Raw genomic sequence first — 24,870 nt, forward strand, 5'->3', positions numbered from 1 at the left:
AAGGGCTTCACTCATGATCAACCAGGGTCTCACCCAGCCGCTCAGAGGTTAAAACTCAAGCTAGTCGGCGGGGACGGCGGGCCGTGCGGTGGTGCCGGGGACGGACGTGCGCGCCGGCGGGAGGTCGCCGTCGGTGAGGTAGCGGTGGACGATCGCGTCCAGCTCCGCGTTGCCCACGAGGGCGTAGACCTCGTGGTCGCCGGAGTCCTCCACGGTGATCAGGTGGTGGCCGAGGCGCTCGGCCATCGCGACACCGCCCGCGTAGTGGTCCAGCGGGTCGCCGTCGGCCTGCACGATGAGCCCGACGGGGTACCCGTCCCGCTTGATCTCGACCGGCGGCTCCGGCGCGCTGAACGTGCGGAACGCGCCGACCCACGGCTGCGCGCGCAGAACGCCGTAGCCGTAGGGGAAGCGCTTCCGGAAGTCCCGCATGTCCTGGTAGTAGACCTCGATGTCCGACGGCCACTCGTGCTCGAGCGTGATGGCCTCCAGCACACCGATGCGCAGGTCGCCCTCCTGGTCCTGCGGCCGCCAGGTGCCCTGCTCCCGCAGCAGCTCGGCGGACAGCGCGGCGTCGCCTGCGCGGGTGGCGGTGCGCAGGTCGCCGACGAGCTTGCCCAGTTCCTCCCACCGCGACCGGTCGCCCGCCCGCGTGCCGACGGCGCCGTCGAACAGGGTGCGCGGCTGAGGCGTGTCGTGCTGGACCTCCAGCGCGGCGACGACTTCCTCCACGACGCCGAGCACGGCGGAGGCATCGCGGCCGAGGCCGAAGTGGCCGTCGCGTTCGCCGACCCACTGCGCCCACTGGTCGACGTTGCGCTGCACGGCGTCGCCCTGCCAGAGGAACTGCTCGCGCCACGTCCAGTCGGGGTTCACGCACGAGTCGAGCACGCTCCGGTCGAGCCGCTCGGGGAACATGCTGCCGTACACCGCGCCGACGTACGCGCCGTACGCGTAGCCGACGAAGCTCAGCTTCTCCTCACCGAGCACCGCGCGGATGACGTCCATGTCGCGCGCGGTGTTGCGGGTGCTGATGTGCGGCCGCAGCTCGCCGCCTCCGCGTTCGCAGGCGAGCTCGCGCAGCCGCATGTCCTCCGCCAGCGCGTCGAACGCCGAGTCCGGCGGCCGCGAGTCGAACGGGGCCTTCGCGATGGCCACCTCGGCGTGCAGGTTGGTGGACTCGCCGGTGCCCCGCGGGTCGAACCCGATCAGGTCGTAGACCTCGTGCACCGGCGTGCCGGCGAACTTCTCCGCCAGGCCGCGGCCGAAACCCCAGTCACCGCCTGGACCTCCGTTGACGGACAGCAGGACGCCCCGGCGCCGTGCGGGGTCCGACGCGCGGCGGCGGGTGACCGCGATGCGGATCCGCTCTCCGCCGGGATCGGCGTAGTCGCGCGGCACCTCGATCGTCGCGGACTCGATGTCGTCCGCACCGGTCGACCACTGCGGCCGCTGTGCGTGGAACTCGCTGGTTGTCACCACAATCCTCCGGGTCTCGTCAGGTGTTCAGCGTTTCGCCGCCGCCTCGAGCCGTCCTGGAACGCGGCACCATCAGCGCGGCGGCGAACCCGGCGACGGTGAACATCGCCGCGCCGAACACCGCGAGGCCGTACCCGGAGACGAGCGCGTGCGTGCCGGCTCCGCCCTCGGCGTCGATGCGGGTGGCGGAGATCGTCGCGAGCGTCACCAGGCCGAGCGCGCTGCCGAGCTGCCGCGTCGTGTTCAGCAGCCCCGACGCGAGTCCCGCCTGCTCGCGGGGGAGTCCCGCCGTGGCGGCGTTCGTCGTGGCGTTGAGGACCATGCCCATCCCGAAGCCCAGCAGCAGCGCGGGTCCGAGCAGGTCCGCGGCGAAGGTGGCGTGCTCGTCCACGGAGGACAGCCACAGCAGTCCGGCGCACCCGAGCGCGAGCCCGGCCAGCAGGATCGGGCGGGGCCCGGTGCGCGGCACGACGGTCGAGACGCGCCAGCCCGCGATGGCGATGCCCGCGGACAACGGCAGGTAGCTCAGCCCCGTCTGCAACGGGCTGTAGCCCAGCACCTGTTGCAGGATCAGGGTGAAGAAGTAGAACGTGCTGAACAAGGCCGCGATGCCGAAGAACGCCACCAGGTTCGCCGACCACACCGACCGGACGCGGAAGATGCCGAGCGGGACCAGTGGCTGGGCGGCGAACTTCGCCTGGTGCAGCAGGAAGATCCCGAGCAGCACCACCCCGGCGGCGGCCGCGGCGGGCACCTTGCTCGAGATGCCGAAGACGAGTGCCAGCAGGCCCGCGGTCACGAGCAGCGCGCCGGGCACGTCGAGCTTCTGCCGCCTGCCGGCCGTCTCGGGCACGGCCGACCACACCGCGGCGAGCAGCACGACGCCGATCGGCACGTTGACCAGCAGGATCCAGCGCCACGAGAACCACTCGGTGATCACGCCGCCGAGCAGCACCCCGATCGCGCCGGCCGCACCGGACACCGCGCTCCACATGCCGAACGCCCTGGCGCGGGCACCGGGGTCGGTGAACGTCGTGCTGAGCACCGTCAGCGTGGCGGGTGCCATCACCGCCGAGCCGAGGCCCTGGAACGCGCGGGCGAGCACGAGCGTCACGGGATCGGTCGCGAGACCGCCGACGCTGCTCGCCAGCGTGAACAGCAGCACGCCCGCGAGGAACATCCTGCGCTGTCCGAACAGGTCCGCGAGACGTCCGCCGAGCATCAGGAAACCCGCGAACGCGATCGCGTAGGCGTTGTTCACCCACTGGAGGTTGTGCACCTCGAAGCGCAGTTCGGCGGCGATGCTCGGCAGCGCGACGTTCACGACGGACGCGTCGAGCACGACCATGAACTGGCCGAGGCAACAGGCGACCAGCACCAGTCCGAGCCGGGTGGTGGCGGCGGGCCGCGTCAGCTGAGCAGTCATGTGACCGCACCCTGCCGACCACCGGTGGTGCGTCTCTGGAGCGGCGGTCGTTCCGCTCGCTCTGTCCCACCACTCGAGCGGGCGATCGGACGCTCGACACCGGCGAACATCCTTAGGCGGAGGTGTCCACGTGACGACCCTGGAAGAACAGCCGACCCTGTCGCGGCGGGAGGACCGCAGCCTGCCCGCCCGGCTCGCGCTGTCCGTCGCGGCCACCGACAGCGGTGTGCAGATGCGCACCGACGAGTTCGACGGCTGGCTCAAGGAGCGCGCCGACGCGTACTCGTTCGAGGTCAGCCAGGTTCCCTTCCAGCAGCTGAAGGGCTGGTTCTTCAACACCGACACGGGCAACCTGGTCCACCAGAGCGGCAAGTTCTTCAGCGTCGAGGGCCTGCGGGTGCGCTCGAAGGACGACCAGTTCCCCGTCTGGCACCAGCCGATCATGAACCAGCCCGAGGTCGGCATCCTGGGCATCCTCGTCAAGGAGTTCGACGGGGTGCTGCACTGCCTGATGCAGGCGAAGATGGAGCCGGGCAACCCCGGGCTGCTGCAGCTCTCGCCCACCGTGCAGGCGACCAAGAGCAACTACAGCCAGGTGCACAAGGGCTCCCCGGTGCGCTACCTCGACTACTTCGCGGGCAAGCCGGGCACCCGCGTGATCGTCGACGTGCTCCAGTCCGAGTGCGGCGCGTGGTTCTACCGCAAGCGCAACCGCAACATGTTCGTGGAGTACGAGGGCGACATCGAGGTCGACGACGACTTCTGCTGGCTGACCATCGGCCAGGTCAACGAGCTCGTCAAGCGCGACAACGTGGTGAACATGCCCGCCAGGTCGGTGCTGTCGTGCCTGCCGCAGCCGCAGCAGGACCACACCGCGCAGCCCGACGAGTTCCACGCCTCCCTCGCCGCGTCCCGCGACCCGGACAAGGGCGCGTTGCACACCAACAGCGAGGTGCTGAGCTGGTTCACCGTCGAGCGCTCCACCTACGACCTCGACATCTCCCGCGTGCCGCTCTACGACGTGCCGAACTGGCACCGCACCGACAAGGAGATCGCCCGCGAGGACGGCAGGTTCTTCCGCGTCATCGGGGTCGACGTCCAGGCGGGCAGCCGGGAGGTCACCGGCTGGAGCCAGCCGCTGTTCCAGCCGCACGGCGTCGGCATCGCCGCGTTCGTCGTCCGGCGGTTCGCCGGGGTGCTCCACGTGCTGGTGCAGGCGCGGATGGAGGGCGGCTTCATCGACGTGATCGAGCTGGGCCCGACCGTGCAGTGCGTGCCGTGGAACTACCAGCACGTCAAGGCGCCGCTGTTCCTCGACACCGTGCTGCAGGCGGACAAGTCCACCATCCGGTACGAGGCCGTGCACGCCGAGGAGGGCGGCCGGTTCTACGAGGCCGAGACCCGGTACCTCGTCGTGGAGGTGGACGGCGAGGTGGCGGCGGAACCGCCGCCCGGGTACGCGTGGCTCACGGTCGGTCAGATGACGGACCTGTTGCGGCACGGCCAGTACGTCAACTCCCAGGCGCGCACGCTGATCGCCTGCGTCAACGCGATCGGCTGATCCGTGCGCATCGGGGTGCTGGGGTGCGCGGACATCGCGCGGCGGCGGATGCTGCCGGCGTTCGCCGCGTCGGACGCCGTCGAGGTGACCGCGGTCGCGAGCCGCGACCTGGCGAAGGCGCAGGAGACCGCGGCGCCGTACGGGTGTGCCGCGGTCGCCGGGTACGAGGCCGTGCTGGAACGGTCCGATGTGGACGCCGTGTACGTCCCGCTGCCCGTGGCCCTGCACGCCGAGTGGGTCGAACGCGCGCTGCTGGCCGGCAAGCACGTGCTCGCCGAGAAACCGCTGACGGCCGATCTCGCCACGACGGTCCGGCTGGTCGAGCTCGCGGCGGAGAAGGGCCTGGTGCTGCGGGAGAACTTCATGTTCCCCTTCCACGGCCAGCACGCCGAAGCGCTCTCGTCGCTCGACGGCGAGCTCATCGGGCTGACCGCCGCGTTCACCGTGCCGCCAGTGCCCTCCGGGGACATCCGGCACCAGCGGGACCTCGGCGGCGGGGCGTTGCTCGACCTGGGCGTGTACCCGTTGCGCACCGCACAGCTGTTCCTGGGCAACGACCTCGAGGTCGTCGGCGCGCGGTTGCGCGTGGACGAGAAGCTCGGGGTCGACGTGGCGGGAGCCGTGCTGCTGGCCCGGGAGGACGGCGTCACGGCGCAGCTCACGTTCGGCATGGAGCACTCCTACCGCAGCTGCTACGAGCTGGTGGGCAGTGCCGGCGCGATCAGCGTGGACCGCGCTTTCGCGCCGCCCGCCGGCCTCGCGCCGCCCGCCAGGCTCGTGGACCGCGACGGCGTGCGGCAGGTCGCTCTCGGGCAGGACGACCAGTACCGCAACGCGGTCGAGCTCTTCGCCGCCGCGGTGCGCACACCTCAGGTGCGGCACGGCGATGCCGCCGACACGATCGCACTGGCCAGTCTCGTGGAAGGCGTGCGCCGAGCCGCCGCGTTGGAAAGGATCCCCCTGCCATGACCGCCCGCACCACGCTCTCCCTCCCGGACGGCTTCCGGCCGGAGTCGCTCGCGCTCGGTGCCGAACCGGTCGCGTACTTCGGTTCCCTCGCGGACGGGTCGATCCTCGCGGTCGACCTGCTCGACGGGACCGGGCGCACCGTCAGCCCCGCGTGCGGGGGACAGGCGGGAGGCCTGTGGCTCGACGGCCGCGGCAGGCTCTTCGTCGCGGGCTGCTTCCACGGTGACGCCAGGGTCGTGGACGTGCGCACCGGCGAGGTGCTCGCCTCCTACCGGCTGACCGACGCGCAGCCCGCGCTCGTCGCCGACGTGGTCGTCACCGGCGACGCCGCGTGGTTCACCGACTCCTTCAACCCCGTGCTGTACCGCCTGCCCCTCGGCGCGGACGGGGAGCTGCCGGCGCAGGACGCCGTCGAACGGATCCCGCTGTCCGGCGACTTCCCGCACGTCGAGGGGTTCAACGCCAGCGGCATCACGACCACCCCCGACTCCTCGGCCCTGCTCGTCGTCCATTCCGGCACCGGCGAGCTGTTCCGCGTCGACCCGGCGACCGGTGCGGCCACGCGAGTCGAGCTCGCGGGGTCCCGGCTCCCCAGCGGTGACGGGATGGCGCGCACCGGCACGACGCTGCACGTGGCGCTGGGCCGGGAGAACTCGGTCGCCGTCGTGCAGCTGGACACCAGCGGCACCAACGGTGTCGTGCTCGAACGGATCTCGTCGAACGACTTCGACGTGCCGACCGCCGTCGCCGTGCACGGTGACCGGCTCGTCGTCGTGAACTCCCGGATCACCACGGAACCGAAGTCCACGACGCCCTACACCGCACTCGTGTTCCACCGAGGCCAGGAAGGTTCCCGCCCCATGACTGCCCGACGACTCGACTCCGTGCTGGACCCCTCGCAGCTGTTCCACACCGGACTGGTGGTCGCGGACCTCGAGGAGGCGCAGGAGAAGCTGAGCCACCTCTTCGGCTACAGCTGGACCACGGTCATGGAGCTCGACGTGACCGCGCGCACGAAGGACGGCCTGCAGCGGGCGAAGCAGCGGTTCGTGCTCTCCGTCGAGGAACCGCGCCTGGAGCTGGTCGAGGAGATTCCCGGCACCGTGTGGGTCTCCAACGGAGCGAACGGCGCGCACCACGTCGGCTACTGGGCGGAGGCCGAGGAGATCGAGAAGATCTCGTCGGCGCTGGTGGAGCTCGGTCTCGAGGTCGAGGCGACCAACGACGTCGAGCAGGACGGCGTGACCCTGTGGTCCTACCACCGCGGTCTCGGCGGGATCCGGATCGAGCTGCTGTCGACGCTGATGAGGCCGTCGATGGAGGCCTGGATCGCGGGCACCGACCCGGCCCTGCTGGCCGACGGACCGCTGTAGGCGCGGACCCCGCGACAGGAGCCCCCACCAGCGGCTGGTGGGGGCTCCTGGTCTTTCAGCGCGCGTTCAAGACGATCCCGAGTGGACTGGGCGAGATTGGGGGCAGTTTCCCCCCACCGCACCGCCTCGCCGCATCGAAAGGTGATTCCCCGTGGCCGAGACAACCGAGACGACAGAGAAGTCCCAGGCACCACCCAAGCTCAAGTCCCTGCACGGCATGCGTTTCGTGGCGGCGCTGCTCGTGTTCGCGTTCCACGGCGCTATCTCGTTCGTCTTCTCCGACGAGACCGTCGGCGGCATCTACATCTGGCTCACCAGCGGTGCGTCGGCGGCGGTCGCGTTCTTCTTCGTGCTCAGCGGTTTCGTGCTGACCTGGTCCTACCGGCCGGATCTCTCGACACCGAGGTTCCTGCGCCGCAGGCTGATGCGCATCGTGCCGGTGCACGTCGTCACGTGGGCGGTCGCGATCGTCTCGCTGGTCGCGTTCGGTGCGGAGGTCGGGTTCTGGCAGTCGCTGTCGAACCTCTTCCTGCTGCAGGCCTGGATCCCCGACAACTCGTTCCTGGACAGCGCGAACGGCGTGAGCTGGTCGCTGTCGGTCGACCTGCTGTACTACCTGACGTTCCCGGCGCTGATCTTCCTCGCCCGCAAGATCAGGGAGAACCTGCTGTGGCTCGCGGTGATCGCGACGATCGCGCTGGTGATCCTGATGCCGCTGGTGTCGAAGACGTTCCTGCCCGACACGCCCGCGTGGAGCTGGGGCAAGGGCGCGTCGTGGACGCAGATCTGGTTCGTCTACCTGTTCCCGCCGGTGCGGCTGCTCGAGTTCTTCGTCGGCATGCTGCTCGCCCGGATCGTCATGACCGGCCGCTGGATCGGCTTCCCTCTGGCCGGCGCCGCGGTGCTGACGGCGATCGGGTACGTGCTCACCACGTTGTCGCCGTGGAGCTTCCTCTACAACTACGCGGCGTCGATGATCATCCCGATCGCGCTGCTCGTGCCCGCCGCGGCCGCGGCCGACATCAAGGGGCGCAAGACGTGGGTCAACGGCAGGAAGATGTTCTTCCTCGGTGACTTGACGTTCAGCTTCTACCTGGTGCACGACCTGGTGCTGAAGAACGCGCACCGGGCGTTCGGGGTGGAGGTCGGGCCGTACGGCGGGCTGGCCGGTCCGACGTGGAGCACGCCGGTCGCCGTGCTGTTCCTCGCGGGCGCGTTCGCCGCCTCGCTCGGGGTCGCGTACCTGACCTACCGGTTCGTCGAGGTGCCCGCGATGAACCGGTGGTCCGTCAGCAAGGCGGAGAAGCAGGAGCGCGCGGCGGCCAGGGCCGCGAAGGCCGCTCCGGAACCCCAGCCGGTCTGAGGCCGCGAACGAATCGGGCCGCCTCGCGAGGAAGATCTCGCGGGCGGCCCGGTTCGCGTCGGATCAGACGGTCGTGAAGACCTCGTCGTACTCGAGCCGCGGCAGCCGCGGGTGGTAGGCGTCCTCGGCCGGGTTGCCGATGACCATCACGCAGATCGCGTGGTGCTTGCCGTCGTCGAAGAACTCCTTGTTGACGCCGTCGACGTCGAAGCCGGCCATGGGGCCCGCGCCGAGACCGGCGGCGCGCACACCGACGATGAAGTAGCCCAGCTGCAGGGTCGCGCTGCTCACCGCGTGCGGGACCCGGTCGTCGCGCTTCGCGAAGAAGATGTCCTTCGCCTGCGGGAAGTGCGGGAACAGCCTGGGCATCTCGTCGTGGAAGTCGAGGTCCGCGGCGATGATGGCGACGAGCGGGGCGCTCGACGTCTTCTCCTTGTTGGTGTCGATCATCTGCCGCACCAGGCGCTCGCGCGCGTCGTCCGACCGGATGAGCACGACCCGCAACGCCTGCATGTTCATCGACGTGGGCGCGTACTTGATCAGGTCGTAGATCGCCTTGACCGCCTCGTCCGACACCGGCTCGTCGGTGAACCGGTGGGCCGAGTGGGCCTCCCGGAAGAGCAGGTCCTGGGAGGCGGAATCGATTGCGAGATTGGCCATTGCGGTCCCTCTCATCTCTCAGATCGTGGACAGGCGTCAGCCCGTCGGGTTTTCGCGCCCACGATCCAGCGGGCCTCTCGAGCGGCGGTGGAGCCGGAATCGGGCGGCATCGGCTCGAGCGCGGTTCGAGTGGACCAGGTCATCCTCAGGACGCAGACAACTGTCTTCATGCGGCCAGCCGCACAGAGGAGATTTCTCATGACCACGACCGAATCCAGGTCGGCGACGTCGCAGGAGGCGACTCCCGCAGCCGGCGACCGAGCCCGTTGGTTCGCTCTCGTCACGTTGCTCGTGGCGGTGTTCATGGACATGCTCGACGGCAACGTCGTCAGCGTGGCCATCCCGTCGATCCAGCGGACACTCGGGGCGAGCTACTCCTCCATCCAGTGGATCTCGGCGGGCTACGTGCTCGCCTTCGCGCTCATGCTGATCACTGGCGGCAGGCTCGGCGACATCTACGGCCGCAAGCGGATCTTCCAGACCGGCGTGGTCGGCTTCGTGGTGGCGTCACTGCTGTGCGGCATCGCCGTGAACCCCGAGATGCTGATCGCCTCGCGCCTGCTGCAGGGCGCGATGGCGGGCCTGATGGTCCCGCAGGTCCTCTCGATCATCCACGTCACGTTCGGCTCCGGTGAGCGCGGCAAGGTCTTCGCCATCTACGGCATCGTCGGCGGTCTCGCGGCCACCGTGGCGCCGCTGATCGGCGGCGTGGTCGTGCAGGCGGACCTGTTCGGGCTCGAGTGGCGCCCGGTGTTCCTGATGAACGTCCCGATCGGCGTCCTCGGCCTGATCGCCGGGTGGAAGTACATCACCGAGTCCAAGAAGGAGACGAAGACCAGGCTCGACCCGCTGGGCGTCGTGCTCGCCATGGGCTTCGTCGTCGCGCTGCTCTACCCGCTCACGCTCGGCCACGAGCTGGGCTGGCCCGCGTGGACGTTCTGGTCCATCGGCGGTTCCGTGGTGCTGCTCGTCGCGTTCATCGCCTACGAGCGCAACAAGGAGCGCCGCAACGACGAGCCGCTCGTGCCGCTCAGCCTGTTCAAGACCCGCAGCTTCGCCGCCGGCAACGCGCTGCAGCTCGGGCTGTTCATGTTCACCGGCGCGTTCTTCCTGGCCTGGTACCTGTTCATGCAGCTGGGCCTCGGCTGGTCGGCGCTGCACGCCGGTCTGACCGCGCTGGCGTTCTGCATCGGCGCGTTCATCACCTCGGGCATGTCGGTGACGGTGCTGGTGCAGAAGTTCGGCCGCGCGGTGCTGCAGATCGGCGCCGTCACGACGGCGATCGGTCTCGGCGTCTTCCTGCTGGTGCTCAGCCCGGAGGTCAGCACGTGGCAGATGGTGCTGCCGCTGGTGATCATCGGTCTCGGCTTCGGCCTGGTGGCCCCGCCCATCACGCTCTTCGCGCTGACCGAGGTCCCGCACGAGCACGCGGGATCGGCCTCCGGTGTCATCAACACGATGCAGCAGCTCGGTCTCGCGCTCGGCATCGCGGTGGTGTCGTTCGTGTTCCTGACGCCGCTCGACTCGGCCACCGGTACCACGGCCGAGAAGTTCGCGACGGCTTTCGAGCCCGCCCTCTACAGCACGCTCGGACTGGTCGCGGTGATCCTGCTGCTCACGTTCGCGCTGCCCAAGCGCGCCGCTGAGGAGCAGCTGGAGACCCCGGCCGCGGCCTGATCGGTGCTCCCCCTCGGTGGAAGGCCCGGCATCCCGGGCCTTCCACCGATCCGTCGTTCGCGCTCGTGAAGAGGAGCCATGAAGATTCTGTTCCTGGCCGGTGGAAGCCCGGCGACAGTGTTCGCGCTCGCCCCGCTCGCGCAGACGGCGCGCAACGCGGGCCACGAGGTCTTCATGGCCTCCAGTGAGGAGATGCTCCCGTACATCGCCTCCGCAGGGCTGCCCGCCGTGCCGGTCACCGACGTCACCCCGCCCGAGTGGATGTTCACCGACCGCGACGGGAGCAAGCTCGCGCTGCCGCACGAGCCGGTGGAGGAGATGCGGTTCGCCGGCCGCGGTTTCGCGCGGCTCGGCGTGCACAGCCTGCCGAGGCTGACCGCGCTCGTCGAGGCGTGGCGGCCCGACCTGGTCGTCGCGGGCATGCTGTCCTACGCCGCCGGCCTGATCTGCACGCGGTACGGCATCCCGTTCGTCCGGCACGCGTGGGACCCGGCCGCGCCGACCGAGATGGACTTCGGCGCGAACCAGGTGCTGCGGCCCGAGCTCGACGAGCTCGGCCTCGACGCGTTGCCCGAACCCGACCTGTGGATCGACATCTGCCCGCCGAGCCTGCGCCCGCCGGACTCCGTGCCCGCGCAGATGATGCGCTGGATCCCCGGCAACCAGCAGAAGCGGCTGGAACCGTGGATGTACACCCGGTCCGGCAAGCGCCGCGTCGCCATCACCGCGGGCAGCCAGGCGGGCGGCAAGGTCGCCCGCGGCCAGTACGGCGGGCTGCTGCGCGAGATGTACGAGAACCTGAAGTCCGTCGACGCCGAGATCGTCGTCGCCGCGCCGGAGTCGATCGCCGCCGACCTGCGCGAGGAGCTGCCGGGCGTGCGGATCGGCTGGATCCCGCTCGACGTGCTGGCGCCCACCTGCGACGTCATCGTGAGTCACGGCGGTGGTGTCACGAGCATGACCGCGACGAACGCCGGCGTGCCGCAGCTGCTGGTGCCCACCTTGATGCACACCGTCGCGCCGTCCGAGCGCTGGGCGCAGTACGGTGCCGCGCTGACGATCCCGCGCGGCGAGGACACGCCCGAACGGTCCGCGGCGGCCGTCCTCGAGCTGCTGACCGACCCGTCGTACCGGGTGAAGGCGCAGGAGCTCGCCAGGGAGATCCACGCGCTGCCCATGCCCGTCGACGTGCTGACCGTGCTGGAGAAGCTGGTGGCCGAAGGAGGCAGGGCATGAGCGCCGAGGTGACGCCGTTCCGCGTCGAGACGCCGCAGGAGGCGCTGGACGACCTGCGCGACAGGCTCGCCCGCACGCGGTGGCCGGAGCCGGAGACCGTCGGCGACTGGTCGCAGGGCGTGCCGATCTCGTACGCCAAGGACCTGTGCGACTACTGGCTGCACAAGTACGACTGGCGGGCCACCGAGGCCCGGCTGAACTCGTTCCCCCAGTACCGCACGGACTTCGACGGACTCGGCATCCACTTCATCCACGTCCGGTCCAAGCACGAGCACGCGATGCCGTTGCTGATCACGCACGGCTGGCCGGGGTCGGTCGTCGAGCAGCTCGACGTCATCGACGCGCTGGCCGATCCCGACGACCCGGCGGACGCGTTCCACGTCGTCGTGCCCTCGTTGCCCGGCTACGGTTTCAGCGAACGTCCCGTCAGCACCGGCTGGGACATCCCCCGGATCGCCGACGCGTGGGCCGAGCTGATGACCAGGCTCGGCTACGACGAGTTCGCCGCGCACGGCGGTGACTGGGGCTCGTACACGACCTCGACGCTCGCGATCCGCCACCCGGAGCGCCTGACCGGCATCCACCTCACCATGCCCGTGGCGCCGAAGCCGGACGAGCCCGTCGAGCTCGACGCGGCCGACCAGGCGAGGCTCGGCGTCGCGTACTCGATGTGGCAGAACGGTTCCGGCTACGCCGCGATCCAGTCGACCCGCCCGCAGACGCTCGGCTACGGGCTCGCGGACTCGCCGGCCGCGCAGGCGGCGTGGGTGGCGGAGAAGTTCTGGGAGTGGGCCGACCACGACGGCGACCTGGACCAGGCGATCCCGCGCGACCGCCTGCTCGACTCGATCACCGGTCACTGGCTGGCCGGCACCGGCGCGTCGTCCGCGCGGCTGTACTGGGAGAGCTACCAGAAGGTGCCGACCGACCAGGTCCACGTGCCGACGGGCTGCTCGATCTTCCCGAAGAACTCGTGGGTGCCCCGAGCGTGGTGCGAGCGGCGCTTCACGGACCTGCGGTACTGGCGCGACCTGGACGAGGGCGGCCACTTCCCGGCGATCGAACAGCCGGGCGTGCTGATCGACGAACTGCGCGAGTTCTTCCGGGGGCTGCGCTGAACGATCTGGAAGGATCCCGTACATGAACGTGGCCACGGCACGGTTGGGCGCCCGCGCGCTCAACCGTGCTCTGCTGTCCAGGCAGTACCTGCTGCGCAGACTCGACCTGCCCGAGCGCGAGGTGGTCGAGCACCTGGTCGGCATGCACGCGCAGATCCCGGTCGGCCCCTACATCGGCCTGTGGTCGAGGCTCGCCGGGTACCGGCCGGATCGACTGTCCACAATGGTCACGAACCGCGAGCTGGTCCGCACGGCGCTGATGCGGTCGACGATCCACCTCGTGACCCCGGACGACTGCATGACCCTGCGCCCGCTCGTGCAACAGGTGCTGGACCGCGACCTCTACACGAACTCGAGCCACGCCGCGGTCGTGAAGGGCCTCGACCTGGACGAGGTCGTCGCGGCCGGACTGGCACTGCTGGACGAGCAGCCGCGCACGCCCGCCGACCTCGGCAGGGCGTTGCACGAACGCTGGCCGGACCGCAAACCGGACACGCTGGCCTACGCCGTGCGCAACCTGTCCGCGCTGGTGCAGATCCCGCCGCGGGGCACCTGGGGCGGCACGAGCCGCACGATCCACGCGTCAGCCACCACCTGGCTCGACCGGCCGGTCGACCCGGCGCCGTCGGTCGAGACGATGATCCGCCGCTACCTCGCGGCGTTCGGGCCGGCGAGCGTCAACGACGTGCAGGCGTGGTGCGGCCTGACGAAGCTGAACGAGGTCGTCGGCCGCATCCGGTCGTCGCTGCGGGTGTACCTGGACGACAACGGCAAGGAGCTGTTCGACGTGCCGGAGGGCGAGCTGCCCGACGCCGACGCGCCCGCTCCGCCGAGGTACCTGCCGGAGTTCGACAACGTGCTGCTCTCGCACGCGAACCGGGAGCGGATCATCCCGGACGGCCTGTCGTTCGCCGAGTGGTGCCGCCGGTACGGCCTGATGATGACGGTGCGCGGTGGAGTACTGCGCGGCAACCTGCTGATCGGCGGGCTGCTGAACGGCATCTGGCGGATCGACAAGGAGAAGAAGTCCTACACGCTCGTGGTCGAGCCGTTCACCAAGGTGTCCAAGAAGGACCTGACGGCACTGGAGAAGGACGGTCACGCGCTGCTGGAGTTCGCCTTCCCCAAGGCCGAGTCCCGCGCCGTCCAGGTCCTCCCCAGCCGCTGAGAACGCCAGAACGCCCGGTCCTCGGACCGGGCGTTCCGTCTTGCGGGGTCAGAGCCGGATGACGGTGGTGCCGCTGTACTTCCGGTTCAACAACGCCACGAAGGTCTCGGGCAGGGCGGCGACCCCGCCTTCCACCACGGTGTGCGGGAACGAGATCCTGCCCTCGCTCAGCCACTGCCCGAACTGCTTGTTCCACCCGTCGAGCTGCTCGGGCGTGTGGTAGCAGGCGAACGGCCGCAGCTGCAGCTGCTTCGGGATCGCCGCCAGCAGGTTCAGCCGGGGCTGCGCGCCGTCACCGACGCCGAGCTGCCCGGACAGGGCGCCGCACAACGCGAACCGGGCGAACGGCGCGGCCAGCAGCACGGCGGCCTCGAACTGCTCCCCGCCCACGTTGTCGAAGAACACCGTGATGCCCTCCGGCGCCAGCGCGGCGAGCTGGTCGAGCACCGGTCCGTCGTGGTAGTCGAACGCGGCGTCGAACCCGAGCTCGTTCACCAGGTAGTCGACCTTGGCCTTGCTGCCCGCGCTGCCGATGACCTTCTTGGCACCGCGGGCCTTGGCGATCAGCCCGGCCATCGACCCGACACCGGAGCTGGCGCCGGACACGAACACGACGTCGCCCTCGCCGACCCCGGCCATGTCGGACATGCCGAGCCACGCGGTGGGACCGTTCGACAGGAAGTACTCGCCCGACGGCAGCTGGTCGCGGTCGCGCTTGAAGAACGACTCGGCCGGCCCGGTGGCGTACTCGCGCCAGCCGTAGAAGTTCTCGACCAGGTCGCCGACGGCGAGCAGCGGGCTGTTGGACCTCACCACGGTGCCGACCATCCGGCCCCACATGGGTTCGCCGATCTTGAACGTCGGCAGCGGCACGTTCGTGTCCTGCACCAGCAGTTCGCGGGCGCCGGTGCCGAGCGACTGCCACTCGTTGCGGACCAGCACCTCGCCGGCACCCGGCTCGACAACGTCCACCTCGGCGACGGTGAAGTTCTCCGCGCGCACGTCACCGTCCGGGAAGGACGCCAGCCGCACTTCCTTGCCCGTCGCCGGAATCGTGTAGTCGGTCATCGGAAGATCTCCTTAAACGGTTACCAGGTGACGGGAAGCGACAGCACGGTGTGGTTGACGTCGCCGTGCTGCCACTGCAGTGACGACTCCGGCACGGCGAGCCGGAGGCCGGGGAAGCGGCGGACCAGGCCCGCCAGCGCGACCTGCAGCTCCATGCGCGCGAGCTGCGCGCCGAGGCAGCGGTGGATGCCGTGCCCGAACGCGACGTGGCTGCGCGCCTCGCGGGTCACGTCGACGCGGTCCGGGTCGGGGAAGACGGTCTCGTCGTGGTTGGCCGACGTCAGTCCGAAGAGGACGATCGCGCCCTCGGGGACCACGGTGCCGCCGATCTCGACGTCCTCGGTGGCGATGCGCGGGAAACCGGTCGTGTCGGTGCCGAAGAGGTTCACCACGCGCAGCAGCTCGTCGACCGCGTCGGAGATCAGCTCCGGCCGTTCGCACAACAACCGCCACTGGTCGGGGAAGTGGGCGAGCAGCGCCAGCACGGAGTTCGCGATCTGGCTCGCGGAGGAGTCGAAACCCGCGCCCAGCAACGTGAAGCCGAACACGACCAGCTCCTGCTCGGTGAGCTGGTCGTCCTCGTCGCGCGCGGTGATCAGCGCGGACAGCAGGTCGTCGGCCGGCTCGGCCCGCTTCACCTCGATGAGCTCGGCGATGTACTGGCTCAGCCGGGCGATGCCCTCCTGGATCTGCTCCGGCGGGCCGCCGACGGCGGCGAACTGCCGCGCCCAGCCGTGGAAGCGGCCGCGGTCCGCGGCAGGCACGCCCAGCAGGTCGCAGATGACGGTGAGCGGCAACGGGGTGGTGAGCGTGGAGACCAGGTCCGCCGGCCGCTCGCTCGCCTCCAGGTCGTCGAGCAGGCCCTCCACGACCTTCTCGATGTGCGGCCGCATCTCCTCGACGCGGTGCGCGGTGAAGACCTTCATCACGAGCCTGCGCAGGCGGCTGTGCACCGGCGGGTCCGTCGAGATGATCATCTCCGGCGGCACGAGCGACATGCCGGGGAACGGTTCGACGCCGCGGTGGAACGTCTCCGCGCGGCTGAACCGCGGATCGGTCGACGCCGCCTTCACGTCCTCGTACCGCGTCACCAGCCAGACCTGCCTGCCGTCGGGCAGCGCGACCGGCGCCACCGGGCACTCGGCGCGCATCCGCGCGTACTCGGGATCGGGGCCGAGGTAGGTCGAACCGGGGAAAGGGAACGTGAGTGCCACCTCTGGAGCGACCAACTCGAACACCTCCGGGTGTTGTCTAGTGGCGGGCGCGGATCGCGGTCCGAAGCGTCGCCGCCGCGCCTCGAAACGACCTCGCCCGCCACTCGAACCCCGTGTGGTCGTCTTCGAGCGGTGTTCCGGCTCACTTCCAGGCGGCGGTGGAAATCTCGCGGTCAACCCGACCAGGAGGACGAGCCATGACCACAGGTGCCGCCGTGCCAGGCACAGAAGCCGAGGAGACGTTCCCCTACAAGCGGCAGTGCCCGTTCACCCCTCCCAAGCAGTACGAGGGGATGATCGAGGAGGACGTCTCGCAGGTGACGTTGACGGGGTCGGGCCTCAGGATCTGGACGATCACCGGCTACCACACGATCCGCACGATCCTCACGGACCCGCGGATCAGCGCGTCCCGCAAGCACGACAACTTCCCGTTCTACTTCATCGCCCCGCCGGAGTTCCGCACGGAGACGTCGTTCATCGGCTACGACGCGCCCGAGCACACGGCGACCCGGCGCAAGGCGGCGGTGACGTTCACCAACCGCCAGGTGAAGCGGTTGCGGCCGCGCATCGTGGAGATCGTCAACAACCAGATCGACAAGCTCCTCGAGATGGGGCCCGTGGTGGACTTCCACCACGCGTTCTCGCTGCCGGTGCCGATGACGGTGATCTGCGAGCTGCTCGGCATCCCGCACGACGAGCACGAGTTCTTCATCAAGCACGGCACCTGTCTGCTCGGCGGGCACAGCACGCCCGAGGAGCGCCAGGCGGCCATCGTCGAGGTGAACGCCTACGTCAACGACCTGATCACGATCAAGGAACGTGAGCCGGGCGACGACCTGCTCAGCCGGGCGATGGCCGAGTACGCCGCGTCGGGCGAGGAGTACACCAAGCGCGACCTGTTCAACATGATCAGGCTGCTGATGAACGGTGGCCACGAGACCACCGCGAGCATGCTCTCGCTCGGCACCGCGTGCCTGCTGGAGAACCCGGACCAGCTCAAGCTGTTGCTGGACGACCCCGAGGGCATGATCGACCCCGCGGTCGAGGAACTGGTCCGCATCGCCACCATCGGCGACACCGCGATCCCCCGCGTCGCGCTCGAGGACATCGAGATCGCCGGCAAGGTGATCCGCAAGGGCGACGGCATCCTGTGCCTCGGTCTCGCGGGCAACCGCGATCCGGAGATCTTCCCCGAGCCGGAGAAGCTCATCCTCGAACGCGGCACCCGCAAGCACCTCGGGTTCGGGTACGGCCTGCACCACTGCATCGGCGCCGACCTCGCGCGCCTGGAGATGCAGATCGTGTGGACGACGCTGTTCCAGCGCATCCCGAGCCTGCGCCTCGCGAAGCCGTTCGACGAGATCCCGCGCAAGGAAGGCGCTGTCATCTACGGCCTGTGGGAGCTCCCGGTCACCTGGGACGCATGAGAAGGGGGCCACCATGGCCAAGATCACCTACATCCAGACCGACGGCACCTCGACCATCGTCGACGTCAAGGACGGCGACTCGGTCATGCGCGGCGCCAAGCTGAACGGCGTCCCCGGCATCGTCGCCGAGTGCGGCGGAGGGGCGTCCTGCGGTACCTGCCACGTCTACGTCGACAAGGACAACACCAGGCCGCTGTCGACCATGCACGCGGTTGAGGACGAGTTGTTGTACTGCACGGCGAGCCCGCGCCTGGACAACAGCCGGCTCAGCTGCCAGATCCCGGTGTCCGACGACGTCGACGGGCTCGTGGTGCACGTGCCCGAGAAGCAGATTTAGGAGAAGAGCATGACCGCCTTCGTCACGGGCGCCACGAGTGGCATCGGTCTCGCCGTCGCGCAGTCCCTCGCCGCGCAGGGCAAACCGGTGTTCATCGTCTCGCGCAACCAGGAGAACGTGTCCTCGACGGTGAAGCAGCTCCGCGAGGACGGCTACGAGGCCGACGGCGCGGCATGCGACGTGAAGTCCACAGAGGACGTTCGCGCCGCCGTCGCACAGGCCGTGGAGCGCTTCGGCCGCATCGACGTCCTCGTCAACAACGCGGGTCGTGGCGGAGGCGGTGAGACCGCGTCGCTCGACGAGGACCTCTGGCTCGACGTCGTGGAGACCAACCTCAACAGCGTTTTCCGCGTCACCAAAGAGGTTCTGAGCACCGGCAAGATGCTTGAGGGCTCGTGGGGGCGGATCATCAACATCGCCTCCACGGGCGGCAAGCAGGGCGTCATGCTGGCCGCGCCGTACTCGGCGTCCAAGCACGGCGTCATCGGCTTCACCAAGGCGGTCGGCCTGGAGCTCGCGAAGACCGGCATCACGGTCAACGCGGTGTGTCCCGGCTACGTCGAGACGCCGATGGCGAGCCGGGTCCGCCAGGGTTACGCCAACTACTGGGGCGTGACCGAGGACGACGTGCAGGAGAAGTTCAACGCGAAGATCCCGCTCGGCCGCTACTCCACGCCGGAGGAGGTCGCCGGGCTCGTCTCCTACCTGGTGACGGACACGGCGTCGTCGATCACCGCACAGGCGCTCAACGTGTGCGGCGGGCTGGGGAACTACTGAGATGGCCGCCGCATCGTCGTCAGTGGTCGTCGTCGGTGCCGGCCACGCCGGAGGTCAGGTCGCGGTGTCCCTGCGCGAGCAGGGGTACCGCGGCTCGATCACGGTCGTCGGCGCCGAACCCGTCGCGCCGTACCAGCGGCCGCCGCTGACGAAGGCGTACCTGGCCGGCAAGACCGACGTCGAGGGACTCCTGATGCAGAAGGAGTCGTACTACGAGGACAACGACATCGAGCTGGTGCTGGACGATCCCGTCGCGGTGATCGACCGCGCGGCGCGGGTCGTCGTGCTGAGCTCCGGCCGCACGCTGGTGTTCGGCGACCTGGTGCTCGCCACCGGGGCCACGCCCCGCACGCTGCCCGGCACGTTGTCGTTGCGCACCATCGCGGACACCGACGCCGTGCGGGCGCGTCTGGACGGCCCCTCGCGGGTCGTCGTGATCGGTGCCGGGTTCATCGGGCTCGAGTTCGCCGCTGTGGCGAGGGAACAGGGCCACGACGTCACGGTCGTGGAGGCGTTGCCGCGGGCGATGGCGCGCGCGGTCACCGCGTTCACCTCGGCCCACGTCGTCGCCGAGCACGAGAAGACCGGCGTCCGGGTCCTGCTCGGCACGCAGGTGAAGGCCGTGCGCACCGGCGCGGTCGAGCTCGCCGACGGCACCGTGCTGCTCGCGGACCTCGTCGTCGCCGGCATCGGCGTCGTCCCGAACGCGGAGCTCGCCGCCGGTGCGGGGCTGACCGTGGGCGACGGGATCGTGGTCGACGCGCACCTGCGCACCGACGACCCGTCGATCTACGCCATCGGCGACTGCGCGCGGTTCTCCAGCACGCGCACCGGCGGCCGCATCCGGCTGGAGTCCGTGCAGAACGCCACCGACCAGGCCACCTGCGTCGCGGCGTCGATCATGGGTTCGGCCGAGCCGTACACCGGCCTGCCGTGGTTCTGGAGCGAGCAGCACGCGGTGAAGCTGCAGATCGCCGGGCTCGTCGACGGCCACGACCACACCGTCGTGACCGGCGATCCGGACGGCGGGCGGTTCTCCGTGTTCTGCTTCCGCGGTGACCGGCTGCTCGGCGTGGAGTCGGTCAACAAGCCCGCCGACTACATGCTGGCCCGGCGGCTGCTCTCCGCCGGCGGCACCGTCTCCCCGGCCGTCGTCGCGGCACCCGGCTTCGACCTGCGCACCTACCTGCAGGGCGGCGCCGCAGCTGCTTGACCCCGAAACCCTTGAAGCCCACGCGGACCTCAGGTCCACGTGGGCTTCAAGCGTTCAACGGTCAGCTGACCCATGACGGCTGCTCGACCATTTCCACGACCGCGCACCCCCAGCTGTAGCCCGCGCCGACGCCGACCAGCACGATCCGGTGGCCGGGCTTGGCCTGACCGGTGTCCACGAGGTGCCCCAGCCCGGCGAACTGGTCGCCGGCGCCGAGGTGGCCGATGGTCCGGCTCCACTCCAGCGTCGTGCGCGCCGGGTCGATGTCGTAGGGCCGCAGGTAGTTCACGTCGAGCCGGCGGCGCCCGAAGTGGGGGAGAACGATCCAGTCGGCGTCGCCCAGCTTCATGTCCGCGTCCGCGAGCGCCTCCTCGATGGCCGTGGCCTGACCCGCGTTGGCCTTGTTGATGCCGTACGACAGCCCGTACTGCCTGCTGAACGTGTGCTTGGCGGCCTCGAAGTCCACCGGCATGCGGTGCGTGAACGGCGCGGGCCCGAACGGCTCGTCGCCGCGGTGCAGCGGTTCCAGGTCGGAGTCGGCGTGCACGGCCAGCGACAGCAGCCGCGCGTACCCGCCCCGGCGCGAGAGCACGATCGCGGTCGCGCCGTCCGCGTAGGGCGTGCCGGGGTCGGTGCGCCACCGGTCGATGCCGGGCAGGCAGAACCGGTCCGCCGTAGTCAGCAGGGCGTCGGCCCGGCCGTGGCGCGACGTCAGGTACGACACCGCGAGGTCGAGCGCCGCCATGCCGCCGTTGGACATCTGCCGGATCTCGAGCGCCAGGCAGCTGTTGCGCACGGTCTCCCGCTGGATGTACGAGCCGACCGGCCACAGGTCCTGGCCCTGGTGGTAGGTGTCGGCGTGCAGGATCAGGTCGACGTCCTCCGACGTGGACCCGGACCGCCCCAGCGCCATCCTCGCCGCCGAGACGGCCATCTCCGCCGCCGACTCGTCCGGGGACACCGCGACCGACACGGCGTCGGTGCGGGCGACCAGCTTCGGCTCGCACTCGCCCGAGGCGATCGCGTCGGCCACCGACAACGTCGACGGCAGCCGGATCCCGTTGCCGCGCACGTACACGTTCTCGTTGATTCGCACCGGTTCAGATCTCCTTCAGCGCCCGTGCGGTCCGCACGACCCGATTTGCCTGCACTCGCGCGGACTGCAGCGCCAGCTCGCCCACGGGGAGGTTGTCGCTGCCCAGCACGTGCGACGTGCCGTAGGGGTTCTCGTTCAGACCAGGCGGCACGATGATGCCGCCGAAGTGGCAGACCATGTTGTAGATCGACACCAGCGTCGTCTCCATGCCCCCGTGCGAGCTGCCGCCGGAGGTGAAGGCGCTGTAGACCTTGCTGGAGAGCTGGCCGCGGAACCACGCCGGCCCCAGCGTGTCGATGAACTGCTTGAGCTGGGCCGACATGTTCCCGAACCGGGTCGGCGTGCCGAACAGCACGGCGTCGGCCCACAGCACGTCCTCGACCTGGGCGACGGGAACGTCCTCGGTCGCGGCCAGGTGGGCGGCCCAGGCGGGCCGGGAGTCGATGGCGGCCCGCGGAGCCAGTTCGGCGGCCCTGACCAGCCGCACCTCCGCGCCCGCCTTCTCGGCCGTGTCCGCCAGTTCCTGCGCGATCCGGTGAATGGTTCCGGTCGAGGAGTAGTAGACGACGGCGACGTTCACACTGAGGTCCATGTCGGTTCCCCGGGGCTCGCGGAAAGTGGCGGTTCCAGCCTCGTGGCCGGCTCTCGACGCCAGATCGAGCACAGGTCGAAGCAACTGGGGTTAAGGTGTTCGGCATCGGGGCGAGGGGGACGTCAGGGATGATCAGGGTCTTGCTGGCCGAGGACATGCACATGGTCAGGGGCGCTCTGGTGGCGCTGCTCAGCCTCGAACCCGACATCGAGGTGGTGGCCGAGGTCGACTCCGGCGACAAGATCGTGGCCATGGTCCAGAAGTACCGGCCGGACGTCGCCGTGATCGACATCGACCTGCCGATCCTGGACGGCCTGACCGCCGCCGGCACGATCCGGGAGACCCTGCCCGGGGTCCGCACGCTGATGCTGACGAGCCTCGCCCGTCCCGGCACGCTGCGCAAAGCTCTCGCCGCCAGGGTCGACGGCTTCATCCTCAAGGACGCCCCGCCCGCCCAGCTCGCCGCCGCCATCCGCGACGTCCGGCAGGGCAAGCGCGTGGTGGACAGCCAGCTCGCGCTGGCGGCCTGGGACCAGGGCGAGTGCCCGCTCACCGACCGCGAGCTCGACGTGCTGCGCCTCGCCGCCGGCGGCACGGACGCGCCGGACATCGCGCGGGCGCTGGCGTTGTCGGTCGGCACCGTGCGGAACTACCTGACGACGGTCATCAGCAAGCTCAACGCCCGCAACCGGGTCGACGCGATCAGGGTCGCCCAGGACGCCGGCTGGATCTGACCGGCGCCGTCACCGCGGCAGGGGGATCTGCGCCTGCAACCGGTAGGTGTCCGCGGAGACGGCCCCCGCCTCCAGCGTCCCCCCGACGTCGGCGACGCGGACGGTGAGGTTGCCGATCCCGTTGCCCCCGGTCCCGTTGCCACCGGCGGTGTCCCGGCCGGGCTCCTGGTGGCCCACGAGGCCGTCGTTCACGATCGCCATCGTCAGCCGGTCGCCGCCGCGCACCAGGGTGATCTCGCAGTGCTCGGCCTTGCTGTGGCGCAGCAGGTTCGTGACGCCCTCGCGCAGCACCGTGGCGAGCGCCGTGCGGACCTCCTGCGGCAGCTCGCACTCGTCGAGGTCCATCCGCACCTCGATGTCCGCGGCCGCCAGCAGCGCGCGGGCCGACTCCTTCTCGGTGTCGAGCGAGAGCGGGCGGTAGCTCGACGCGACCGCGCGGACGTCGGTGAGCGCCTGCCGGGAGATGTCGAGGATCTCGGACAGCTCCTGCCGCGCGCGCTGGTCGTCCCTGCCGATCAGGCGCAGGGACAGCTCGCTCTTCAACGTGATCGCGGAGAGGCTGAAGCCGAGCAGGTCGTGCAGGTCGCGGGCGAACCGCAGGCGTTCCTTGGTGACGGCCAGCTCGGCCAGTTCGGACCGCGCGTCGTGCAGCTGCGACACCATCGCCCGCAGCCGGGTCATGCCCCAGACGATGAGCCCGATGTTCATCGTGGCGATGAAGCCGTAGCCGCTGTCCACCAGGCCCACGTCGTGGAAGGTGTAGGTAAGGCCGACGGTGACGACGATGCCGACGAACGCCACCGCGCCCACACGGGGCGGCAGCACCAGCAACGCGGCGCCGGCGAGGAAGCCCGGCAGGCCGAGCCACGGGCTGTCGAACACGACGATCGGGGTGAAGGTGATCACGGCCATCGCCGCCAGCAGGCCGTGGCCGAGCGGGGAGCGGACCCCGACGCCCGGTCTGCTGAAGTAGGCGGCCACCAGCACGAGCGAGGACACCACGCCCGCCATCGACAGCAGCACCGCGGTCTCGGAGATGCCCGAGAACCACACCAGGATCAACGCGCTGATCGTGTACCCGACGAGCACCGCGGCCGTCAGCACGGTCGCGAGGCGGGGTGCGATGCGCGGTTCCCGGCGGGCGGGCGCGGGCTCCCACGACTCCGAGGGCTGGCCGCCGTGCACGGGCACCTCGGCCCGCAGCCGGTAGGAGCCGTCACCGCGGGCACCCGCCGTGACCGTGCCGCCCAGCGCCTCGACGCGGCTCGTGAGGTTGCCGAGACCGCTGCCGTGCGTGCCGTCGCCGCCCTCGCGGACGCCGTCGTTGACGACGTCGATGAACACCACGTCGCCGGCCGAGGAGATCGTGACGTCGCACCGCTCGGCCTTGCTGTGCCGCAGGAGGTTCGTGACGCCCTCGCGCAGCACGGTGGCGAACAGCGTGCTCACCTTGGGGGACAGCTCGCCGGTGCTCTCGGCGTCCAGCGCGTAGGTGACGCTCGCGGCGTCGAGCACGGAACGGGCCGACGCCATCTCGCCGTCCAGCGAGAGCTCCCGGTAGCTCGACGCCACCGAACGGACGTCGGCGAGCGCCTGCCGGGAGATGTCGAGGACCTCGGTCAGCTCCTTGCGCGCGTCGTCCTGGCGGTCGGGCACCATCCGGTGGGCGAGCTCGCTCTTGAGCGTGATCGCGGAGAGGCTCAGCCCGAGCAGGTCGTGCAGGTCGCGCGCGAACCGGAGCCGTTCCTGGGTCACCGCGGTGCCCGCGAGCGCGGACCTGGCCTCGTCGAGCTCCTCGACGAGGGACCGCAGCCGCGACAGGCCGTAGACGATCAGCCCGGTGACCATGACGAGGTTGGCCGTGTAGGCGACGTGCAACGGGTTGTGGTCGATCGTCCACTGCACCGCGCCCGACGCCACGTACACGACGCCGAAGAGGGGCCACGCGACGACGGGGGGCAGCACCAGCACGGCGGAGCCGGCGAAGAACCCGACCATGGCCGTCCAGCCCTGGCCGTACAGCGCGAGCCCGCCGAACGTCAGCGCCGCGTTCGCCAGCAGCGCGAGGAGACCGGTGCGGCCGCGCACGTCGGCGTGCGGGTTGCTGAGGAAGCGGAACTGCAGGAACGCGAGCGCGGCGAGGCCGACGACCGCGGACACCAGGACTGCCGGCTCGGCCTTCGCGGCCTGGACGTGCATGAAGGCGTTCACGAAGTAGCCGGTGAACACGGTGCTGAGAACCAGGAGGACCAGCCGGGGTGCGATGCGCGGGTACTCCCGCCGGACGTCGGGGTCCAGGCGAACTGCCACAACCACTCCTTGCCGAGAGTCTGGAGCGTCACCGCAGGCCATGCTACCTACCCGCTCACGCCGGGGAGCCGA

General features: G+C 70.2%; 21 protein-coding genes. 13 read left to right on the forward strand and 8 right to left on the reverse strand.

The annotated features are described in order from the left end of the window. Positions 1-60: 60 nt before the first annotated feature. Entirely contained in the window at positions 61-1,479 is a 1,419-nt protein-coding gene (locus IE307_RS31890) for an alpha/beta fold hydrolase (RefSeq protein WP_229905269.1), read from the reverse strand. Positions 1,480-1,498: 19 nt separating this feature from the next. Further along, positions 1,499-2,905 (reverse strand): MFS transporter, encoded by a 1,407-nt coding sequence (locus IE307_RS31895; RefSeq protein WP_191303119.1) that lies wholly within the window; start codon positions 2,903-2,905, stop codon positions 1,499-1,501. Positions 2,906-3,035: 130 nt separating this feature from the next. Here IE307_RS31895 and IE307_RS31900 point away from each other — a divergent pair, with 130 nt between their 5' ends. The 4 genes from IE307_RS31900 to IE307_RS31915 all read left to right on the forward strand — a co-directional run bounded on the left by IE307_RS31900 (position 3,036) and on the right by IE307_RS31915 (position 8,171). Then, on the forward strand, positions 3,036-4,466 hold the full coding sequence (locus IE307_RS31900) for an NDP-hexose 2,3-dehydratase family protein (RefSeq protein ID WP_229905270.1): 1,431 nt from the start codon (positions 3,036-3,038) through the stop codon (positions 4,464-4,466). 3 nt (positions 4,467-4,469) lie between these two features. After that, positions 4,470-5,435 (forward strand): Gfo/Idh/MocA family protein, encoded by a 966-nt coding sequence (locus tag IE307_RS31905; protein ID WP_191303120.1) that lies wholly within the window; start codon positions 4,470-4,472, stop codon positions 5,433-5,435. Further along, on the forward strand, positions 5,432-6,808 hold the full coding sequence (locus IE307_RS31910) for a VOC family protein (RefSeq protein WP_191303121.1): 1,377 nt from the start codon (positions 5,432-5,434) through the stop codon (positions 6,806-6,808). Before IE307_RS31905 ends, IE307_RS31910 begins: the two co-directional genes overlap by 4 nt. A 151-nt stretch (positions 6,809-6,959) precedes the next feature. Continuing rightward, complete coding sequence (locus tag IE307_RS31915; RefSeq protein ID WP_191303122.1) at positions 6,960-8,171, forward strand: acyltransferase family protein; 1,212 nt, start codon at positions 6,960-6,962, stop codon at positions 8,169-8,171. A gap of 63 nt (positions 8,172-8,234) precedes the next feature. Here the strand turns inward: IE307_RS31915 and IE307_RS31920 are convergent, their stop codons facing one another. Continuing rightward, the gene (locus IE307_RS31920) at positions 8,235-8,831 is read right to left on the reverse strand and encodes a malonic semialdehyde reductase (RefSeq protein WP_191303123.1); all 597 of its coding nucleotides are present in this window, start codon (positions 8,829-8,831) and stop codon (positions 8,235-8,237) included. Between the two features lie 198 nt (positions 8,832-9,029). On the opposite strand from IE307_RS31920, the gene IE307_RS31925 reads away from it, so the two are divergent. The 4 genes from IE307_RS31925 to IE307_RS31940 all read left to right on the forward strand — a co-directional run bounded on the left by IE307_RS31925 (position 9,030) and on the right by IE307_RS31940 (position 14,030). Continuing rightward, positions 9,030-10,508 carry an MFS transporter gene (locus tag IE307_RS31925; protein ID WP_191303124.1) on the forward strand — a complete coding sequence of 493 codons (1,479 nt, stop codon included), beginning with the start codon at positions 9,030-9,032 and terminating at the stop codon, positions 10,506-10,508. Between the two features lie 78 nt (positions 10,509-10,586). Beyond that, on the forward strand, positions 10,587-11,744 hold the full coding sequence (locus tag IE307_RS31930) for a nucleotide disphospho-sugar-binding domain-containing protein (protein WP_191303125.1): 1,158 nt from the start codon (positions 10,587-10,589) through the stop codon (positions 11,742-11,744). Next, entirely contained in the window at positions 11,741-12,862 is a 1,122-nt protein-coding gene (locus IE307_RS31935; protein WP_191303126.1) for an epoxide hydrolase family protein, read from the forward strand. Before IE307_RS31930 ends, IE307_RS31935 begins: the two co-directional genes overlap by 4 nt. Positions 12,863-12,884: 22 nt before the next feature. Then, positions 12,885-14,030, forward strand: coding sequence for a winged helix DNA-binding domain-containing protein (locus tag IE307_RS31940; protein WP_191303127.1), 1,146 nt, complete (start codon positions 12,885-12,887; stop codon positions 14,028-14,030). Between the two features lie 48 nt (positions 14,031-14,078). Here IE307_RS31940 and IE307_RS31945 read toward each other — a convergent pair whose 3' ends face one another. Together IE307_RS31945 and IE307_RS31950 are read right to left on the reverse strand one after the other, a co-directional pair. Next, positions 14,079-15,098 (reverse strand): MDR family NADP-dependent oxidoreductase, encoded by a 1,020-nt coding sequence (locus IE307_RS31945; protein WP_191303128.1) that lies wholly within the window; start codon positions 15,096-15,098, stop codon positions 14,079-14,081. Positions 15,099-15,118: 20 nt separating this feature from the next. Further along, entirely contained in the window at positions 15,119-16,327 is a 1,209-nt protein-coding gene (locus IE307_RS31950; protein ID WP_191303129.1) for a cytochrome P450, read from the reverse strand. 200 nt (positions 16,328-16,527) lie between these two features. Here IE307_RS31950 and IE307_RS31955 point away from each other — a divergent pair, with 200 nt between their 5' ends. Genes IE307_RS31955 through IE307_RS31970 form a run of 4 tightly spaced genes read left to right on the forward strand, consistent with a single transcriptional unit; the run spans position 16,528 to position 20,066 of the window. After that, positions 16,528-17,739, forward strand: a complete 1,212-nt coding sequence (locus IE307_RS31955; protein ID WP_229905271.1) for a cytochrome P450 — start codon at positions 16,528-16,530, stop codon at positions 17,737-17,739. Between the two features lie 13 nt (positions 17,740-17,752). Further along, positions 17,753-18,076, forward strand: coding sequence for a 2Fe-2S iron-sulfur cluster-binding protein (locus IE307_RS31960; protein WP_191303131.1), 324 nt, complete (start codon positions 17,753-17,755; stop codon positions 18,074-18,076). A 9-nt stretch (positions 18,077-18,085) separates the two neighbouring features. Continuing rightward, positions 18,086-18,853, forward strand: coding sequence for an SDR family NAD(P)-dependent oxidoreductase (locus IE307_RS31965; protein ID WP_191303132.1), 768 nt, complete (start codon positions 18,086-18,088; stop codon positions 18,851-18,853). Position 18,854: 1 nt separating this feature from the next. Next, positions 18,855-20,066 carry an NAD(P)/FAD-dependent oxidoreductase gene (locus tag IE307_RS31970; RefSeq protein WP_191303133.1) on the forward strand — a complete coding sequence of 404 codons (1,212 nt, stop codon included), beginning with the start codon at positions 18,855-18,857 and terminating at the stop codon, positions 20,064-20,066. Between the two features lie 61 nt (positions 20,067-20,127). Here IE307_RS31970 and IE307_RS31975 read toward each other — a convergent pair whose 3' ends face one another. Next, positions 20,128-21,162, reverse strand: coding sequence for a ketoacyl-ACP synthase III family protein (locus tag IE307_RS31975; RefSeq protein ID WP_191303134.1), 1,035 nt, complete (start codon positions 21,160-21,162; stop codon positions 20,128-20,130). A 4-nt stretch (positions 21,163-21,166) separates the two neighbouring features. Continuing rightward, positions 21,167-21,754 carry a flavodoxin family protein gene (locus IE307_RS31980; RefSeq protein WP_191303135.1) on the reverse strand — a complete coding sequence of 196 codons (588 nt, stop codon included), beginning with the start codon at positions 21,752-21,754 and terminating at the stop codon, positions 21,167-21,169. 128 nt (positions 21,755-21,882) lie between these two features. Between IE307_RS31980 and IE307_RS31985 the strand changes: the two genes are divergently transcribed. Beyond that, positions 21,883-22,488: a response regulator transcription factor gene (locus IE307_RS31985; protein ID WP_191303136.1), complete on the forward strand. Its 606-nt coding sequence runs from the start codon at positions 21,883-21,885 to the stop codon at positions 22,486-22,488. A 9-nt stretch (positions 22,489-22,497) separates the two neighbouring features. Here the strand turns inward: IE307_RS31985 and IE307_RS31990 are convergent, their stop codons facing one another. Beyond that, positions 22,498-24,798 (reverse strand): sensor histidine kinase, encoded by a 2,301-nt coding sequence (locus IE307_RS31990; protein WP_191303137.1) that lies wholly within the window; start codon positions 24,796-24,798, stop codon positions 22,498-22,500. Between the last annotated feature and the right edge of the window lie 72 nt (positions 24,799-24,870).

The sequence above is a fragment of the Lentzea cavernae genome (assembly GCF_014653695.1).
In the GTDB taxonomy this organism is placed as follows: domain Bacteria; phylum Actinomycetota; class Actinomycetes; order Mycobacteriales; family Pseudonocardiaceae; genus Lentzea; species Lentzea cavernae.